Origin of the sequence: Haloglomus halophilum, from assembly GCF_024298885.1 — an archaeon.
GTDB lineage: Archaea > Halobacteriota > Halobacteria > Halobacteriales > Haloarculaceae > Haloglomus > Haloglomus halophilum.
Genome location: NZ_CP101166.1, coordinates 2,593,887 through 2,611,553, shown reverse-complemented (window position 1 = coordinate 2,611,553; position 17,667 = coordinate 2,593,887). Strand labels below are relative to the sequence as shown.

Annotated in this window: 14 protein-coding genes; 6 read left to right on the top strand and 8 right to left on the bottom strand. The window is 70.7% G+C overall.

All coding sequences use genetic code 11. The features are described from left to right. Positions 1 to 162 precede the first annotated feature (162 nt). The 4 genes from NL114_RS12645 to NL114_RS12630 all read right to left on the bottom strand — a co-directional run bounded on the left by NL114_RS12645 (position 163) and on the right by NL114_RS12630 (position 5,015). Positions 163 to 2,427, bottom strand: a complete 2,265-nt coding sequence (locus NL114_RS12645; protein WP_254821278.1) for a V-type ATP synthase subunit I — start codon at positions 2,425 to 2,427, stop codon at positions 163 to 165. Further along, complete coding sequence (gene ahaH, locus NL114_RS12640; RefSeq protein WP_254821277.1) at positions 2,414 to 2,746, bottom strand: ATP synthase archaeal subunit H; 333 nt, start codon at positions 2,744 to 2,746, stop codon at positions 2,414 to 2,416. The genes NL114_RS12645 and ahaH overlap by 14 nt, the downstream gene beginning before the upstream one ends. A gap of 643 nt (positions 2,747 to 3,389) precedes the next feature. Next, entirely contained in the window at positions 3,390 to 4,142 is a 753-nt protein-coding gene (locus NL114_RS12635; RefSeq protein ID WP_254821276.1) for a protein-L-isoaspartate O-methyltransferase family protein, read from the bottom strand. A 66-nt stretch (positions 4,143 to 4,208) separates the two neighbouring features. Further along, complete coding sequence (locus NL114_RS12630) at positions 4,209 to 5,015, bottom strand: nucleotidyltransferase family protein (RefSeq protein WP_254821275.1); 807 nt, start codon at positions 5,013 to 5,015, stop codon at positions 4,209 to 4,211. A 60-nt stretch (positions 5,016 to 5,075) separates the two neighbouring features. On the opposite strand from NL114_RS12630, the gene truA reads away from it, so the two are divergent. Continuing rightward, positions 5,076 to 5,951 (top strand): tRNA pseudouridine(38-40) synthase TruA, encoded by an 876-nt coding sequence (gene truA, locus NL114_RS12625; RefSeq protein WP_254821274.1) that lies wholly within the window; start codon positions 5,076 to 5,078, stop codon positions 5,949 to 5,951. Between the two features lie 72 nt (positions 5,952 to 6,023). Here the strand turns inward: truA and NL114_RS12620 are convergent, their stop codons facing one another. Both NL114_RS12620 and aceA read right to left on the bottom strand, forming a co-directional pair. Then, entirely contained in the window at positions 6,024 to 7,433 is a 1,410-nt protein-coding gene (locus tag NL114_RS12620) for a M28 family metallopeptidase (RefSeq protein WP_254821273.1), read from the bottom strand. A gap of 180 nt (positions 7,434 to 7,613) precedes the next feature. Further along, a complete protein-coding gene (gene aceA / locus NL114_RS12615) occupies positions 7,614 to 8,681 on the bottom strand; it encodes an isocitrate lyase (protein WP_254821272.1) in 1,068 nt (355 codons plus the stop codon). A 238-nt stretch (positions 8,682 to 8,919) separates the two neighbouring features. On the opposite strand from aceA, the gene NL114_RS12610 reads away from it, so the two are divergent. Next, positions 8,920 to 10,155 (top strand): glycosyltransferase, encoded by a 1,236-nt coding sequence (locus tag NL114_RS12610; RefSeq protein ID WP_254821271.1) that lies wholly within the window; start codon positions 8,920 to 8,922, stop codon positions 10,153 to 10,155. Between the two features lie 28 nt (positions 10,156 to 10,183). After that, on the top strand, positions 10,184 to 11,311 hold the full coding sequence (locus NL114_RS12605) for a glycosyltransferase family 4 protein (RefSeq protein ID WP_254821270.1): 1,128 nt from the start codon (positions 10,184 to 10,186) through the stop codon (positions 11,309 to 11,311). A 56-nt stretch (positions 11,312 to 11,367) separates the two neighbouring features. Here NL114_RS12605 and hisS read toward each other — a convergent pair whose 3' ends face one another. After that, positions 11,368 to 12,663: a histidine--tRNA ligase gene (gene hisS, locus NL114_RS12600; RefSeq protein WP_254821269.1), complete on the bottom strand. Its 1,296-nt coding sequence runs from the start codon at positions 12,661 to 12,663 to the stop codon at positions 11,368 to 11,370. A 75-nt stretch (positions 12,664 to 12,738) separates the two neighbouring features. After that, positions 12,739 to 13,719, bottom strand: coding sequence for a lamin tail domain-containing protein (locus NL114_RS12595; RefSeq protein WP_254821268.1), 981 nt, complete (start codon positions 13,717 to 13,719; stop codon positions 12,739 to 12,741). A 155-nt stretch (positions 13,720 to 13,874) separates the two neighbouring features. On the opposite strand from NL114_RS12595, the gene NL114_RS12590 reads away from it, so the two are divergent. The 3 genes from NL114_RS12590 to NL114_RS12580 all read left to right on the top strand — a co-directional run bounded on the left by NL114_RS12590 (position 13,875) and on the right by NL114_RS12580 (position 17,134). Then, positions 13,875 to 14,258, top strand: a complete 384-nt coding sequence (locus tag NL114_RS12590) for a hypothetical protein (RefSeq protein ID WP_254821267.1) — start codon at positions 13,875 to 13,877, stop codon at positions 14,256 to 14,258. A gap of 111 nt (positions 14,259 to 14,369) precedes the next feature. Further along, a complete protein-coding gene (locus NL114_RS12585) occupies positions 14,370 to 16,007 on the top strand; it encodes a GTPBP1 family GTP-binding protein (RefSeq protein WP_254821266.1) in 1,638 nt (545 codons plus the stop codon). 74 nt (positions 16,008 to 16,081) lie between these two features. Next, entirely contained in the window at positions 16,082 to 17,134 is a 1,053-nt protein-coding gene (locus NL114_RS12580) for a M48 family metallopeptidase (protein ID WP_254821265.1), read from the top strand. The last annotated feature ends 533 nt before the right edge of the window (positions 17,135 to 17,667 follow it).

Genomic DNA, 17,667 nt, shown 5'->3' with positions numbered 1-17,667 from the left:
CGCGGGAACCGGTCGACGGCGGCGCTATCGGTCGATTTCTGTGATTAGGCCCGACACATCCACGGAATATCGAACTCCGGAGTCGTAGCTGCCGGGTTCGGCGCGGAGTCTCAGGGTTCGAAGAATGTCCGCCGGAGAACCGTGGAAGTCGAGACCGGGTCGTCAGTCGTCGCCCGCGAACCGGGTCTCGTAGCCGAACGGCTCGTACTCGTCGCCACCGCCCTCGTAGAACTTCCCGAAGAACTCGACGTACTCGAGACGCACGGCCTGCAGGCCGGCGCTCGTCACGCCGAGCGCGAGCACCAGCAGGTGCCCGAGGACGAGGATGACGATGCCGCCCAGCGCGGCGCCGATACCGCCGTGGACGAGCCCGCCGAACATGACCTCCGTGACCTCGTGGCCGTGGTAGGTCCCCTGTTCGAGGTAGTACTGCGGCGAGTGGTCGATGCCGAAGTGCCACGCCGGCCCACTCTCGGTCTCGGTGACCCACACGCCGAAGAACAGGAGGTTGACGACGAACGCCATCCCCGCCTTCGCGAGCAGGACCGCCGCGAGCCGCGTGTACGAGAGGACGTTGACGAGCACGTTGAGGAACTCGACGCCCTCGATGGGCTCACCCGCGACGAGCAGGACGAGTCCCACGCCGAACACCACCAGTCCCGCGAGGCCGATCTCCGGCGAGAAGCCGGCGAAGCCGAGCGGGAACGGGTGGCCGTTGAAGACGCTGTCGGCGCCGTAGATGAGGTCCGGCGCGGAGCCGCTCGCGCCGGCGAAGATCCACGTCCACAGGCCGAACATCATCATGAGCCAGGAGCCGGACTCCAGCATGGCGTCCTTGAACCCGTGCGAGAGGTTCTCGTAGAAGTCGAAGATCCACCCGATAGTCAGGTGGAGGATGCCGGCCAGCAGGCTCAGGACGAGCCAGCCGAGCGCGTAGTCGCTGTACTCGGGGATGAGCCCCTTGTGGATGGGCGGGCTACCGCCCCAGACGATCTCTCCGAGCTGGTGCAGCCCGAAGAACTCGCCGTACAGCACGCCGAATATCGCGGTGAAGAAGCCAGCCAGCACGCCGACACCGCCCAGCGACCGGATGATGTCCGAGTCGAACTGGGTCATCAGCGCACCGCCGAGCAGCATGTACAGGATACCGTACCCGAGGTCACCGATCATGAACCCGTAGAAGACGGGGAACGTCAGGAACAGGATGACCGACGGGTCGAGCTCGCTGTACTTCGGCCGGTTGATGACCTCGACCAGCGCCTCGAACGGCTTCACCGGGCCGGGGTTGTCCTGGATGACCGGCGGGGTGGAGTGGCTCATCGCCACGTCCGGGCCCGCGCCGTCGGTCGCCACGTCCGCCTCCGCAATGCGGCCCAGGTCGCGGCCACCGTCGGATGCGACCTCACCGCCATCGGCGGCCGCCGGCTCGCCGACACCACCGGCGGCGCCGCCGGCCACGTTCTCGGAGTCGGTCGGGTGGCCCTCGTCGTTGTAGTCGGCGACCTCCAGCAGGTCCACGTCGACGTGGTCCCCGACGGCGTCTTGCAGGCCCTCCGCGAGTTCGACGTACTCGTCGTACGGGAGCCAGCCCTCGGCGACGAAGGCGTTCTCCGTCGTCGCGAACGAGAGCGGCGCCTCGGCCTTCTGGACCTGCACCGCGAGCTTCTCCTCGGCCGCCAGCAGGAACCCGCCGACCTCCACGCGGAGGTCGTCGAGCTGGTCCTCGACGGTCTCGAGCTTCGATTCGAGTTCGCGGTAGCGCTGCTCGAGCTGCTGGACGTACTGCTCGGGGCTGACGCTCTCGCCGTCGTCACCGAGGTCCGGAACCTCGTACGCGGTGAACTGTGCGCCCACCAGCGCGTCGGAGATATCGACGGCGGGGTAGGCGAACACCGCGAGCACGTCGCTCTCCTCGCTCGTGAACGTCTCGTGCTTGTCGACGCCAGCCTGGTCGACCATCGCCGACCTGACGGCCGCCTCGTCACCCTCCCCGACCGCGACGGAGAGGTTGTCGTAGCCATCCAGCAGGTCCAGGTCGATACCGAGCTGGACGAAGGGACGCACGGCGTCGAGTTCCTCCTCGACGCTCCGGAGCTCCTCCTCCAGTTCGTCGCGGCGGTCGTCCAGCTCGTTGACCTGCTCGCGGACCTCCTCGATCTCGGCGTAGAGGTCGTCGGGCAGGACGGGCTGACCCTCGGCGTCCGTCTCGTCGACCTCGAGGATGGACTCCAGCGAGCGGACCGTCACCAGCGCGTCGGATGCGCGGTCGGCGCCCTCGCTCGGGTTCCCCGGCTCGAAGCCCTCCCAGCCACCGTCGTACTCGGTGAGGTGGAGCAGGTTGAGGTCGTGGGCCGTCTCGACCACGTCGTCGAGAACTGCTTTGGATCCCGTTACCGAGACCCGGCCCATCTTCTCAGGTCTGAGCATCGACCGCCTCCTCGAACAGGTCCACCACGTGTTCGACCGCCTCCTCCTTCCGGTCACGAGCGCGAGCCTGCAGTTTCTCGCGGTCGGCCTCGCCCTCCGCGATGATGGCCTCGCGCTCCTCCTCGATCTCCCCGCGGGCGTCCGCGAGGCGTTCATCCTTCATATCCTGTGCCGCCTCGCGAGCCTCCTCGCGGATCTCCTCGGCCCGCGCCCGGGCCTCGTCGATCTGCTCCTCGCGGTCGGCCTCCGCCTCTTCGACGATCTCGTCGGCCTCACGCTCGGCCTCCTTGACTCGGTCGAGAACTTCCGGCCTGGCCATGTCTATCGGTGGGGACTTCGGAAAGGGCGTATTTGGTAGTTGCGAAACCGCGAGTCCGGGATGGACGGGGACGGCCCTGGATTCCTCGTGCGCTCTCACGACATCGACGATGGCAGAACCACCTACGAAGCCCTCGCACTCTGGACTCGTGCGCCTCGCTGCGCGCCTCGGTCGCTCACTGCGTTCGCTCCCTGCGGTGCTTGCGTCGGCGTGCTTCGTCCAGAGCGCTCGCCCTTCGAGTCCGCCAGGAGCGTGGAACGCATCGCGGGCGCGACGGCCCCGCCCTTCCCCAGGTCGCGCGGGTTCGCGGGCAAGCCGCGAACCACGCGCTCCCGGCCCGTGGATTGTGGCAGGTCGCGCATCCCCGTCAGTCAACCTGGCGCGCGCTGGCGGCTGTGCCGCAGGCCAGCCGTCGGCACCGTGCGAGGGCTGAAGCGCGCAGCGACCGCAGGGAGCGAGCACTGCAAGCGGTTGGGGAGGCGTGAGGTCCACGGCCCGACTGACCCACGCGCGGTCCTGGCGGGTTCGAAGGCCGAGAGCGCGAGGGCTTCGGAGGGGTATACGAACCGGATAAACGAATAATCTCAGCCACTCGGACTTTTTGAATCAATCAGTACCACAAACGAATAGATAAGAAAGTTACTCACAGCTCCCGGTCCCAGTCGATCCACTCCTGCTCCCAGCCCTTCCGCCGTTCGGCCGCGCGCTGGGCGTGTTCGCGGTCCTCGCGGACGGTCCGATTGCGCTCGACCGTCGTGGCCTGCTCGCCCTCGACCAGCATCGGCGCGAACGCCGTCGTCCCGAGGCGCTCGACCACCTCGCCGCCCGGGCCGTCCGGCGTCACCACGGAGAGGGTCTGCTCGCCGCCGCCCAGCGGAAGCACCAGCCGGCCGTCCGCGGCGAGTTGCCGAACCAGCCGGCGCGGCGGTTCGATGGCCGCCGCCTCCACCAGAACGCGGTCGTAGGGGGCGTACTCGGGGAGGCCGTCGGCACCGTCACGGCAGTCGACCAGCACCTCGCCGTAGCCCGCATCCGCGAGGTTCGAGCGCGCCTCGTACACCAGCCGCCGGTCGATATCGACGGCGTGGACGTGGCGCGCACCGGCGAGTTCCGCACAGACCGCGGCCGTGTAGCCGACGCCGGCACCGACGACGAGCACCTCGTCGCCCGACTCGAGCGCGAGTGCCTCCACCAGTCGGGCAGCCGTCGAGGGCGCCAGCACCCGGGTCCCATGGCGCTCGAACGAGCGGTCGGCGTACGCGGCGCGCTCGTCGTCCAGAAACGCCTCGCGCGGCACCTCGCGCATCGCGACACTCACGGCCTCCGAACGGACGCACCGCTTGGCCTCGTGTTCGAGGCTGTCGACCATGTCGTCCCGGAGCACCGCGGGGTCCATACCCCGGGATTGGCGTGGGGAGTATTGAATCCCGCGGCCACCGCGCCCCGGCGGCGTCGTGCGGTTTCAGCGGTCGAGACGGTCGCTCGACGCCCGACGGACGCGCTCGCCGGCCAGTCGCGCCTCGACGACCGCACGGTCTCGGGGCGTGTTGACGTTGCCGCGCCACCCCTGCAGCCGGACCGTCTCAACGCGCCCCTCGCGCGCGAGCCGCGCGATGGCGTCCGACAGTTCCACCTCGCCCGTGTCGGCCGGCTCGATTGCGCGACACGCCTCGAATATCGCGGGCGTGAACACGAAACAGCCGGTCTGCACCAGCCGAGAGGGCGGCGAATCCGGTTTCTCCACCACGTCGCGCACCCGCCCCGCGTCGTCGGTCGTCACGACACCGACCCGGCGCGCGGCCGCACGGGAGACACGCTCGACAAGAAGTACGGCGTCGGCGTCCGTCTCGCGCCGGCGCGCGACCAGCCGGCGGACGTTCGCCGCGCCACCCGGGTCGGCGCCGAAGACGTTGTCGGCGTTCAGGTGGACGAACGGCCCGTCGACGGCTGATTCGGCACACGCCAGGGCGTCGGCCAGCCCACGCTGCTCGGGTTGCTCGGCGTAGGTCAGCGGGAGTCCCTCGAAGGTATCGCCGAACCGTTCACGGATGCGTTCGCCGCGGTAGCCGACCACGACGACGGCCTCGCTCACGGCTTCGCCGTTCGCCCGGGGCGTCGGAGACGCCCCGCGGTCGACCACGGGCCGGACCGCGTCGAGTGCGTGCGCGAGGAGCGGGCGGCTGGCGACCGGGACGAGGGGTTTCGGACGCCGTTCCGTGAGTGGCCCCATCCGCGTCCCGCGGCCGGCAGCGGGGATGACAGCCTGCACGGCCGGCGTGACGGCGGCCCGGGGCAAGCCAGTTTTGGGGCCGTACTCCGAACCCCGGACGTGACCGACACGGACGGGGACACCGAGGCGCGCACCCGCCGCGCGTTCCGGGTGGCCTACGACGGAACGACCTATCGGGGCTTCCAGCGCCAGCCGCACGGTGACACCGTCGAGGACACGCTCCTGGACGCGTGCTGTCGGCTCGGCGTCCTCGACGGCGACCCGCGTCCGGCCGGCGACAGTCGCGAGACCCCGACGGGGTGGGCCGCCGCCGGCCGCACCGACCGCGGCGTCTCGGCCGTCGCCCAGACCGTCGCGTTCGACGCGCCCGACTGGCTGACACCGCGCGCGTTCTGTGGCGAACTGCCCGACGACATCCGCGCGTGGGCGAGCGCCGACGCGCCCGCGGACTTCCACGCGACCCACGACGCACGCGAGCGCGAGTACGAGTACCACCTCCACGCTCCCGAGGCCGACGACGACGCGGTCGACCGTGCGTGCGAGCGCCTCTCCGGCGAGGTCGACCTGCACAACCTGAGCGCCGACCCGCGGGGCGACGGGACGCGCCGGGACCTCTCGCTGTCGGCCACCCGGGACGGCGCGTACCTCCGGCTCCGGGCGCGGGCGGATGGCTTCCCTCGCGAGTGCGTCCGCCGGATTGCCGGCCTCCTCGCGGCCGTGGGCGCGGGCGAGCGCGACCTCGCGTTCGTCGACCGCGCCCTCGACGACGAACCACTGGCCGGGCCCGAGGGCATCGCGGCCGCGCCGCCGGAGCCGCTGGTCCTCGTCGCGGTCAACTACCCGGACCTGGAGTTCGCCGTCGACCAGCAGGCCGCGGCGACCGCATGGACGGTGTTCGAGCGCCGGCGGGTCGAGCGGACGACGGGGGCGCGGGTCGCCGCGCAGTTGCGCCGCGGTGCCTCGCGGGACCCCTGACGGGTGGCGCCGCGACGGCGACGGCCTCGACCCGCGTAGTGGGCGCGGCCACGAGCAAGTTCCTTCCCCCGGTCAGTCCCAGCGTGCAGGCCAGATGCCGGCCGCGCGCATCCCCGGCTCGGCACCGGCATCCCGTAGCTCGACCGCGACCTCGGCCGGGTCCCGGCGCGGCAGATCCCGGCGCGTCAGCGAACGTACGAGCAGCGCGGTCAGGACCGCGTGGCTCCGGAGGTCCCGGGCATCGACCTTGTCCCGCGTGTCGGCGCGCGTGTGGGTGTAGCCACGGCCGCGGACGCCACCACCAGGCCCCTCACCGCCCGTCGGTGGCCGGCTGTGCAACTGGAGAGCGGGCACCCCCGCCCGGAGGAACGGCCAGTGGTCGCTGTACGGATGCGGCGTCGATTCGACGTGGAGCGGCGCCCCGGCGGCGTCGGTCACGTCACGCGCGAGCGACTCGACCGCTCCGGACCCGTGCGTGAACGCCCGCAGGTCGCGGGCGCGCCCGGCCCCGTCGACGTTGCAGACCGCGTGGACGTGCTCGACGTCGAGTCGGTCTGCCAGCGCCTCGCTCCCGAGCAGGCCCGTCTCCTCGCACCCGACCGCCGCGACGGTGACTCCCCGTTCGAGACCGGGATCGGGAGCGTCCGGGTCGTCGGCGACCGCCGCGAGCAGGCGCGCGGCCGTCACGGCCACGGTGAGTCCGGCGCCGTTGTCGAGTGCCCCCTCCGCGATGTCGTGTGCGTCGAGATGGGCGACCATGACCACGCGCTCGTCGGTGTCGGGGCCGAGGTGCGCCACGACGTTGCGGCTCTCGGCCCGCTCGGTGGTGGCCTCGACGGCAAGCCGGGCGGTGGCCGACGGCGAGTCACCGTCGCCGTCCGCGTAGTCCGTCAGCCAGGCGCCCGTCTCCCAGGAGACGCCGACGCCCGGAACCGCGCCCGACCCCCCGAACCGGAGCGACCCGGTCGGCGGCAACTGCCCGGGGACGTGGTTGACGAACAGGAACGCGACGGCTCCCGCGTCGACGGCGTGGCCGTACGTCTCCATCCGGTGGACGAACCGGCCGTCGTCGGGGCTGTCCGTGCGTGCGACCGCGATGGCCCCGTCGAGGGGCGCGTCCGCGATCTCGGCCTCCGTCCCGTACCCCACGTCGACGAGCGGGGCCTCGACCGTCCCGGCGGGCGAGTACGGGAGCGCGACGGCTTCGAACGAGCGCTCGACGGTGCCATCCGGACGGTCGACGGCCACAGTCAGGTCGGTCCGGCCCCGCGCCCAGCGCTCGATGGGGAACGACTGGAGCGTGGGCTCGCCGGGGAGCGCCTCGCGGGCGAGGTCGGCCGCACGGCGCTCCCCGGCCGAGCCGCCGAGTCGGTCCGGAATCTCGGCGACGCGTGTGAGGAACCGCCACGGGAACGGGTCGGCGAACGCCCGCCCCGCCAGCGCCCGGACGAGCGGGTCGGAATCGGCGTGCTGGTCGAACATGGTGGTGGCGACGATGGGATGGGCCATAGGTCCGGGGTCCGAACGGCCGGGTGTTCGTGGGCGGATGGATCATGAGGAAACAGCTAGAGCACGACCTGAACCTCCGAGATTTCAACCGAAAGAAGCCACTGACGAGCGGGTGAAGAAAAGGATCGCAATAGACCGCGGATTACGACGGAATCAGTCGTCGTCGTTCGAGGTCAGCGGGTCCGACTCCTCCTCGGTGAAGCCGGCGGACTCCTCCATCCGCTGCTTGGCCTCGGGGTCGAACTGCGCCTCGATGTCCTGGAACCGCGAGACGAACGAGAGCTCGTGGTGGCTCTCGGTCTCGTGGCCGAGGTAGCGGTCCTCGAGGTCCCACTGCGCTTCCTCGTCGTTCTCCGAGATGTTCTTCATGTCCTCGTAGACCGCGTGCGCACCGCTGTGCAGGGCGTAGAGGGTGATGAAGATGTACTGGTAACCGAGGTCACCCAGCTCCTGGAACGTGAGCGGGTCCTCCTCCTCGGACCACGCGAACGAGCTGGAGTAGTTGAACGCCAGCTGCAGGTCCGGGTGGGTCTCGTGGATGGTCTCGGCGTACTCGACGGCGTCATCGCGGGACGGGTCCGGCATCTCGGGCCAGACCAGGTCGACGCCGGCGTCGGCGTACATCCGGCCGCGCTCGAGGTGCTCCTCCCAGTCACCGTTGGCGGAGCCGTACGCGTCGGTGCGGGCGATGATGATGGTGTCCTCGTCCTGCTTCGCGTCGACGGCGGCCTCGAACCGGGCCTTCGCCTCGTCACGCGGGACGATCTTCTTGCCGGCGATGTGGCCACAGCGCTTCGGGGTCGTCTGGTCCTCGATGTGGACGGCGGCGACGCCGGCCTTCTCGTACTCGCGGACCGCTCGGCGGACGTTGTGGATGCCACCGTAGCCGGTGTCACAGTCGGCGACGACCGGCAGGTTCGTGGCCTCGACGATGCGCTTTGCGTTCTCGACCATCTCGGTCATCGTGACCATCTCGAGGTCCGGGAAGCCGAACTGGCCCAGGACCGTCGAGTAGCCCGACATGTACGCAGCGTCGAGCCCGGCCATCTCGGCCAGGCGCGCGTCGAGCGCGTGGTAGAGACCGGGCGCGAACGTGAAGTCCTGCTCCTCGAACTTCTGTCGCAGCTCGCGCGCAGCCTTGTTGTCGACCTCTCGAACGATAGATTCCGTGTTCTGGACGCGGCTCGCAACCTCGTCCTTGCCGTCGTTGTCGTGTGCCATTGGTTGTCTGAGCGGGCGCGAAGGCCCGTACTCTGTCCGACCCTGACGCGAGGGCGGATAAAACCCTTATGAATTATAATGGTAATATCGTCTAAGGAGTTGGGCCGCACTAGGTTCGACTAACGAATATAAGGGAGTGACATCCTCTAGCAAATCTGGATTTAGGGGGCGTATAACCCCTGAGCCCGACCGTTTCAGGCCACAAACGTTTTCCACGCGTTCCACCTCACCGCCGGTAGTGAGTAGCCAGTCGACCGGCGCGACAGCTGGCGCCGACGGCACCGAGCGACCATCGGTCGACATCGCGGACCTGACCATCGCGGTGGCCCACTGGCGCGTCCGGGGTATCGGCGGCGCCGTCCGGGTCGCCGGCGCCATCGCGGAGACGCTCGGTGCGGACTGCATCTACACGGTCGCCCCCCCGACCGAGACCGCCGGGCCGTCGGATATCCCGTTCCACGACGTGCTGGAGGACCTCTCGTTGACCCCGCTCCGGCGCGCCCAGGCGAGCCTCGACCGCGTCTTCGAGTACGGCATCTGGGAGGACGTCGACTGGCGCGACTACGGCGACATCGACGTGCTCGTGACCTCCGGGGCGACCCCCCGGGCCGTCGTGACGCCCGACGACACCCTCCACATCAACTACTGTCATTCCCCGCCCCGCTGGTTCTACGACCTCTACCACGAGCGCAAGGGGTCGGCCCTCGGACTGCTCGGCCGCCCGCTCCTGCGCTACCTCCGGACCCGCGATGCGGCGGTCGACCGCCGCGTCGACCACTACCTCGCCAACAGCCCGGTCATCGCGCGCCGCCTCTGGAAGTACTACGACCGCGAATCCGAGGTGCTCTACCCACCGGTGCCGCTGGAACGGTACCGGACGGACGGCGGGGCGCCGGTGGCACGGGAGCGCGGTAGCCCCCCCGACGACACCCACCCCTCGGCCGGGACGGACGGCAGCTACTACCTCCACCTCGGCCGGCTGGACGACGAGAAGGGCGTCGAGGCCGTCGTCGAAGCGTTCGCCGGCACCGACCGCCGGCTCCTGCTCGCGGGGCCGGAGGGTGACGTGGCCGCGCGCGTCCGCGAGCGGGTCAGTTCGCTCCCGAACGTCGACTACCGGGGCTTCGTCAGCGAGGACGAGAAGCGCGCGCTCCTCTCGAACTGTCGCGCGGTCGTGTTCAACGGCCATCGGGAGGATTTCGGCATCGTTCCGGTCGAGGCGAACGCCTCGGACAAGGCGTGTCTCGTCAACGAGACGGGCTTCCCCGGGATGCACGTCGACGAGGGCGAGAACGGCTACACCCACGACGGTACGCCAGCGGGCATCCGGACCGCCCTCGCGCGCTTCGAGCGCGACGGCCTCGCCGACGGCGACGCACGCGCGGCAGTCGAGGAGTTCTCCCGCGAGACGTTCGAGACACGGCTCCGCGAACTGGTCGCCGGGCATTACGCCGACTTCCAGGCCCGCTTCTGATGCCCAGTCTTCCCCGGGGCGGTCGCTGATGCACGTCGGCGTCCTCCAGGCGTACTTCGCGCGGCCAGAACCAGGCGGCGGCGAGCGCCACACGGAGCACCTCGCTCGCGCGCTCGGTGCGCGCGGTCACGACGTGACCGTCTTCACCGACGAGCCACGCGAGTGCCGCGACGGTATCGGCGACATCGACGTGCGGACCTACCCCTCACCACGCGACGTGAAGGCCAACCCCGTCACGGAACTCGGGCTCGCGCGCGCCGCCCGCGCCGACGCCGAGGCCTGCGACGCCCTCCTCCTGACCGACGAGAGTGCCACCCTCGGGGCCGCGTTCGACGTGCCGACGGCGATGGTCTTCCACCTCGTCTGGCACGGCTGGCTCGCCCGCGCCGGCGCGCGCGGTATCGTCGGCAAGCCCCAGGCGCTGGCCTACGCCGCGCTGGAGCGCCGCATCGCCCGCCACGCCGACCGCGTGGTCGCCATCTCCGACAACGTCCGCGAGGACATCGCGCGCGTCGGCCGGCTCGGGGGACCGGACCCGGCCGCGGACGGCCGGCTCGTCGACATCCCGAACGGCGTGGATACCGAGCGGTTCCACCCCGGCGCGGGCGGCGCCGGGGGCGACGACGAGAGGCCCGTCCACATCCACTTCCAGGGTCGCCTCGTCGAGCAGAAGCGACCGGGGCGGCTGGTGGACGCCGTCAAGCGGTCGGACGGCGACTGGCGGCTCACGGTCGGCGGCGATGGACCGCTGCGCGGGGAACTGGAGCGGCGCGTCCGGCGCGCCGGCGTCGGCGACCGCGTGACGTTCCTCGGCTACGTCCCCGACGCCGCCCTCCCCGCGCGCTACGCCCGGAGCGACGTGTTCGTCCTGCCCTCCGCGTACGAGGGGATGCCGCTGACGGTGCTGGAGGCGCTCGCGTCGGGGACGCCCGTGGTGGCCTCGCCGCGCGCGGCGACGGACGTGGTCGACGACGCCGTGGGACAGGTGGTCGAGCCCACGCCCGAACGACTGGCGCTGACACTCGACGGCCTCGCGCGGGACCGCGACGCGGTCGACGCGATGGGCGAGCGGGCACGGGAGCGGGCGCTGGACTACGACTGGTCACGGGTCGCGGGAGAGTACGAGTCGCTGTTCGGCGAATTATCCAGCAGATAACCTCATAATCCCAGATTCATTCCCACAATTTCGGCAACTGAACACAAACCTCCGAGTTACGCGAAATCGTCGTACGTCGGCCGCTCCATATCGCCGGGGAAGCTCTCGAACGGGGCGGTGGTCTCGTCGCCGCTGGCCATGTCCTTGACCGTCACGTTGCCGTCCTCCAGGTCGCGCTCGCCGACGACGACGACCGTCTCGGCGTTGATGGAGTCGGCATAGGAGAGCTGCGAGCCGAAGCCGCGGTCGTTGAGGTCCGTCTCGACGACGTGGCCGCGCTCGCGGAGGTCACGGGCCACGCGCAGGGCCTCGGGACGGGTCTCGCCCACCGACAGCACATAGTAGTCGGTCGAGACGGCCTCGTCGGGGTAGACGCCGGCGCGCTGGCAGAGCAGGTGGAGCGTGGCGTGGCCGGGGGCGACGCCGACGGCAGGGGTGGGCTGGCCGCCGAACGACTCGATGAGGTCGTCGTAGCGGCCGCCGCCGAAGACGGAGCGCGAGACCTCGCCGGTCGAGTCGAAGCACTCGAAGACGACGCCGGTGTAGTAGTCCAGCCCGCGCGCGGTCGCGAGTGACACGTCGCAGAACTCGCGGACGCCGAAGTCCTCGGCGGCGTCGAGGACGGCACGCAGGTTGTCGACGGCGGCGTTGACGTCCTCGTTGCCGGCCTCGGCCACGGCCTCGAGGTCGTCGCCCGCCACGAGGTCGTCGAACGACTCGGCGTCGGCCCGCTCCATCCCCGCCGCCGCGAGCAGGTCGAGGTACTCGTCGTAGTCGACCTTCGCGCGCTTGTCGACCGCGCGGATGGCCGCGCGCGTGTCGACATCGGGCTCGAACGACTCCAGCAGGTTCCCGAGGATGTCGCGGTGCGAGACCCGGAACTCGAAGTCCTCGCCGGTCAGCCCGAGTTCGGTGAGCGAGTCGGCCGCGAACGCCAGCACCTCGGCGTCGGCCGTCGGCTCGTCGGTCCCGAAGATGTCGACGTTGGTCTGGTGGAACTCGCGGAAGCGACCCTGCTGGACCGCCTCGTACCGCCAGAACGGGCGGGTCGAGACCCACTTGATGGGCTTGCTCAGCTCCTGTCCCTTGTCGACGACCATGCGCGCGACCGTCGGCGTGAGCTCGGGCGTGAGCGTGACGTGGCGCCCGCCCTTGTCCTCGAAGGCGTACAGCTCGTCGACGATGTCGTCGCCGGATTTGTCGGCCCACATCTCGGCGGATTCGAGGCGGGGCGTGTCGATCTCGCGGAAGCCGTAGCGACGCGCGACGTCCTCGACGGTGTCGACGACGGCGCGCCGGGCGGCCATCTCCGCGGGGAAGAAGTCGCGAAAGCCCTTCAGACGCTCGTACATGGCGCGCGGTTCGCCGGGCGCGGGTTGAAAGGTTACGGTCGGCGGGTGCCCATCCGGGCCCCCCAGGCCGACCCATCAGTACGACCGTTCGGCCACGACCGACCCCGAGTCGTCCCGGACGGTCACGGTGTCGCCGCCGTTGTTCCAGACCGCCCCGTCGCGGCCCCAGTAGACGTCGCTCGCGGTGTCGGAGCCGCTCCCGGTGTGGAGCGTCACTGTCTCGCCGGGCGCCAGCGTCACGTCGCCGAAGGTGTACGTCTTCCCGGCCTCGTCGCTGACGGTCCAGCCCGACAGCGAGAGGTCCGAGTCACCCGTGTTCTCCAGAGTCACGTACTCGTCGTTGAGGTTCTCGTTGTCGTTGCCCTCGGCGTCGGCGTGGATGGTAGTGACGGCGAGGCGGCCGTCCGTGGAGCCGCCATCGGCTGTCACGGTCGCCGTTCCGGTCAGTGGCGACTCGGTAGCGCACTCCCAGAGCCCCGTGCCCTCGTTCTGCGCGGTCGATTCGGCGTCGTAGAACGCCTCGCGCGCGGTGAACTGCGAGTCGTACACCCGGGCGTAGCCGCCCGAGACGAGGCCGTAGTTGACGTTCGAGCCGTCGTGGACGACGTACGAGAGGAGGCGGTCGTAGTAGCCACGGCGACCCTCGTTCGCGTCGAAATAGAGCGTGACCTCCTCGCCGGCGAGGGTCTCCTTCACGTAGCTGCTGGCCTGCTCGCCCCAGCGCCCGAGACAGGAGCGCCCGGCCTCCGTCTCGGGGACGCCCTCGAACTCGTCGGGCGAGTTGTCGGTGTGGACCTCGGGCGTGTCGACCCCGAGCAGCCGGACGGTGTCGGCGGTCCCGTTGTCGTACTCCACCTTCAGGGTGTCACCGTCGACGACCCGCGTGACGGTGACCGTGACGCTGCCGGTCGTGTCGGCGCCGTGGAGCGACGCGGCACCGGACTGCCCGTCGTCCACGCCGCCGTCGCCCGGCGGGGCCGCGGGCTGTGAGGCCGTACATCCCGCCGTCAGCAGTAGCGTCGCGAGCAGGACCGCCACGAGCCGGGACCGTTCCATACCGGGCCCACGCGAGCACACGGCAAAGCGGTGGCGGCCGCGGCGGGACCCCGTGACCGGAGGGTCACCACCGACCCGCCCGCCCGTGGTTCCACCCTCAGCGGGAGCCGCGGCCACCCCGGAGATTATGTGCGTGCCACACATACGCACGACCGATGAGCGACGAGACAGAAGTGCGGGATATCCTGCTGTCCCATTCCGACCAGCAGCCGGTCCGCAACGTCTTCCAGGCGGTCACGGATGGCGGTGGCGACGCCGACCTCTCGGACCACATCGAGACGATGCGCGCGACCGACGGCGAGCTGGCACTCGTCGCCCAGGACGGTGCCGCCGATGTCTACGCTCGGTGGTCCGGGAGCCGGTTCGAACTGCTGACGGTCTGGCCCCCGTGGACCGTCACCGGCTACGACACGACCGACCGCGCCGGACTGGAGGACCGACTGGACGGACTGGTCGCTCTGCGGCCGATGGCCCACGACGGGACCCCCTTCGCCTCCCCCGGGACGCTGAACAGCCTGCGCGGGTTGACGTGGCCCTGAACGGTCGAACCGGCACGACCGGGACCGTACATCAGGGGTCGATTGTTCCACGATACCGCGACACACGCGTTCGGGAAGCCTTTTGTCGGGGCGACTGTTACCTGTTCTCGTATGCCAGCCGACCGGGCCCTCCTCGACCGTGCCATCGAGCACGGTGAGGAGGAGGGCGGCAGCGTCGAGTTCAAAGAACGGCTCACCCGGGCCGTCCACCTGACGGACGGCCGGCTCGAATCCCTCGCCGCGCAACTGCGCCACCGCGTCCTGAGCGGCGACGGCGAGGCCACCTACGTCGTCGGCGTCACGGACGACGGCGGCATCGCGGGCATCTCCTCCGACGCCTTCTCCGAGTCGATGGACGTGCTGAGCCTGCTGGCCGAGGAGGCCGGCGCGCACATCGACGACGTACAGACGTGGGGCGTCGGCGAGGATGGCGTCGACCCCTCAGCGAGCCGCGGCATCGTCGGCGTCGCCACCATCCGCGAGGGCGCCGTCCTCGACACGGACGACGAGCACATCGTCGTCGGGACGGCGGGCCACGTCGACCACGGGAAGTCGACGCTCGTCGGCTCGTTGGTCACGGGCGAACCGGACGATGGCGAGGGCGGCACCCGGGCCTTCCTCGACGTCCAGCCCCACGAGATGGAGCGTGGGCTCTCCGCGGACCTCTCGTACGGCGTCTACGGCTTCGACGACGAGGACGGCCCCGTCCGGATGGACAACCCCCACCGGAAGTCCGACCGCGCCGGCGTCGTCGAGGAGGCCGACCGGCTCGTGAGCTTCGTCGACACGGTGGGCCACGAGCCGTGGCTCCGCACCACCATCCGCGGCCTCGTCGGGCAGAAGCTCGACTACGGCCTGCTGGTCGTCGCGGCCGACGACGGCCCGACGAAGACCACCCGCGAGCACCTCGGCATCCTCCTGGCGACGGAGTTACCGACCATCGTCGCCATCACGAAGGCGGACATGGTGACCGACGACCGGCTGGCCGAGGTCGAGCGCGAGGTCGAGCGGCTCCTCCGGGGCGCCGACCGGACACCCCTCTCGGTCGCCCGGCACGGCGTCGAGGCCGCCATCGAGGAGATCTCCGAGACGGTCGTCCCCGTCGTCACGACGAGCGCCGTGACGATGGAGGGGCTGCAGGTGCTCGACGAGCTGTTCCACCGGCTCCCGAAGACCGAGAGCGGCGCCGCCGCCGAGCCGTTCCAGATGTACATCGACCGGAGCTACAACGTGAAAGGTGTCGGCGCGGTCGCCTCCGGCACCATCCGTTCGGGGACGGTCTCGGCGGGCGACGAGCTGCTGCTCGGCCCCATGCAGGACGGCTCCTTCCGGGAGGTGGAGGTCCGCTCCATCGAGATGCACTACCACCGCGTCGACGAGGCCACCGCGGGCCGCATCGTCGGCATCGCGCTCAAGAACGTCCGCGAGGCCGACATCGAGCGCGGGATGGTCCTCCTGCCGCGCTCGGCCGACCCGGAGCCGGTTCGCGAGTTCGAGGCCGAGGTGATGGTGCTCAACCACCCCACACGCATCGACGAGGGGTACGAGCCCGTCGTCCACCTGGAGACGGTGAGCGAGGCCGCCGCCATCTACCCCGAGGGCGGCCAGTTGCTCCCCGGGGACACGGGCCGCGCACGCCTCCGGTTCAAGTTCCACCCCTACCTCGTCGAGGAGGGCCAGCGCTTCGTCTTCCGCGAGGGCCAGTCGAAGGGCGTCGGCACCGTCACCGACATCCATCCGGACGAGTAGCGCCCGCTCGGACGGGCGACGGACCGGCGCGCCCCACGGCAACCGTCTTGTCGCTCCCGCGCCTACCCGTGGGCGTGTCTCGTCGCGGTCCCCGCCCCCCGTCGGAGGACACCCCGGCCGTACGGCGCTCGTCGGCCCCGTTCGATCCGGGGCCCGGCCTCCGGCTCCTGATGGCCGTCGTCGGCGTCGTCGTGCTGGTACTCTACGCCGCCGCGGCGTTCGTCGTCTACCGGGGGCTGCTCTACCTCTGGGCGCGACGTCCGGACCCCGTGACGACGGTCGCGGTCGTTCTCGGCCTCGCGCTCGCGTTCGGCTACGCCAGCTACCGGGGCGGCCTGGTGTCGCTCCGGCGTGAGCTCGAACCCACGGAGATTCCGCGGCCCCGTGCCCCGGAGCTCTACGACCGCGTCGGCGCGATGGCCGAGGAGATGGGTATCGCCCCGCCCACGCTGGCCGTCGGGCAGCTGGGGACGCCGAACGCGCTGGCACTCGGTGGGCCCCGCGACGGCCTCCTCGTCATCGACCCGTCGCTGTTCCGGCTGCTCGATGGCCCCCAGCTGGAGACCATCCTCGCACACGAACTGGCACACCTCGAGAACCGGGACGGGCTGGTGAAGACGCTCGGGAGCAGCGTCGTCCGCACCGTGACCGGGCTCGTGACGCTGGCGCTGCTCCCGGTCATCATCCTCACGGTCGGCGTCGCCCGCGCGGTCGCCTATCTCCGCGGTGACTCCCCCCGCGAGATCACCGAGGCCACCACGGCGGCGCACGCGTACGCGACCGCGGGCGTGGTGGTCGTCCTGTTCGTGTTCACGCTCGCGCTCCGAGCCTACTCCCGACGGCGGGAGCTCGCGGCCGACGACCGCGCCGTCGAGGTGACCGGCCGGCCCATGGCACTCGCCGGCGCGCTCGCCCGCATCGACCGCGCGGCGCGCCCACCCAGCGGCCTCCTCTCGGACCTCGTGGTCCACGGTGACGAGGAGGGAACGCTCACGCGCCTGCTGGCGACCCACCCGAAGATGGAGGAGCGCATCGAGCGACTCGTCGGCCGGCAGGAACGCGAGGCGACCGTCTCGGGCGAGGCCCGCGCTCGCGGGGGGCAGGGCGTTCGTATCGACGTGAAGTAACGCTCCGGCGAGGATGGTGCCCCCGGTTCGGTGGGGAGAGGGAACGTAGTTGGAGGGAGGTGTAGTCAATATCTCCCTGGAAGAAACCACCTCGGAAGCCCCTGACCGCTCGACCGGCCGGGCCTCGCTGCGCTCCTCACGTCGCTCCCTTCGGTCGCTCGTTGCGGTGCTTGCGTCGGCCGGGCCGGGTCGAGGCGGCCAGCCCCTTCCATTCCCACCCGAGATTGTCCGTTCCACGGAGCGCACACACCGAGCTAGCATGGTGTGGACGCGACCTCGGACAGCCACAGGGCGGGACTGAAAGGGGCCGCGGGCTCGGCGGGGCCCGGACGACGCAAGCACCGCAGGCCGACCGCAGGGAGGCCGAGGAGCGCAGCGAGGCCCGGCCTCCCGAGCCCGCGGGGGCTTTCAACAGCTCCCCGTCTCAACAGCTCCCTATCGGTGCTGTCAGCAGCAAACTCACCAAGCCAATCCAGTACCTACGCACGACCAGCCTACCGACAGGCAACCGGCACCCGGGCTTTATCGCCCCG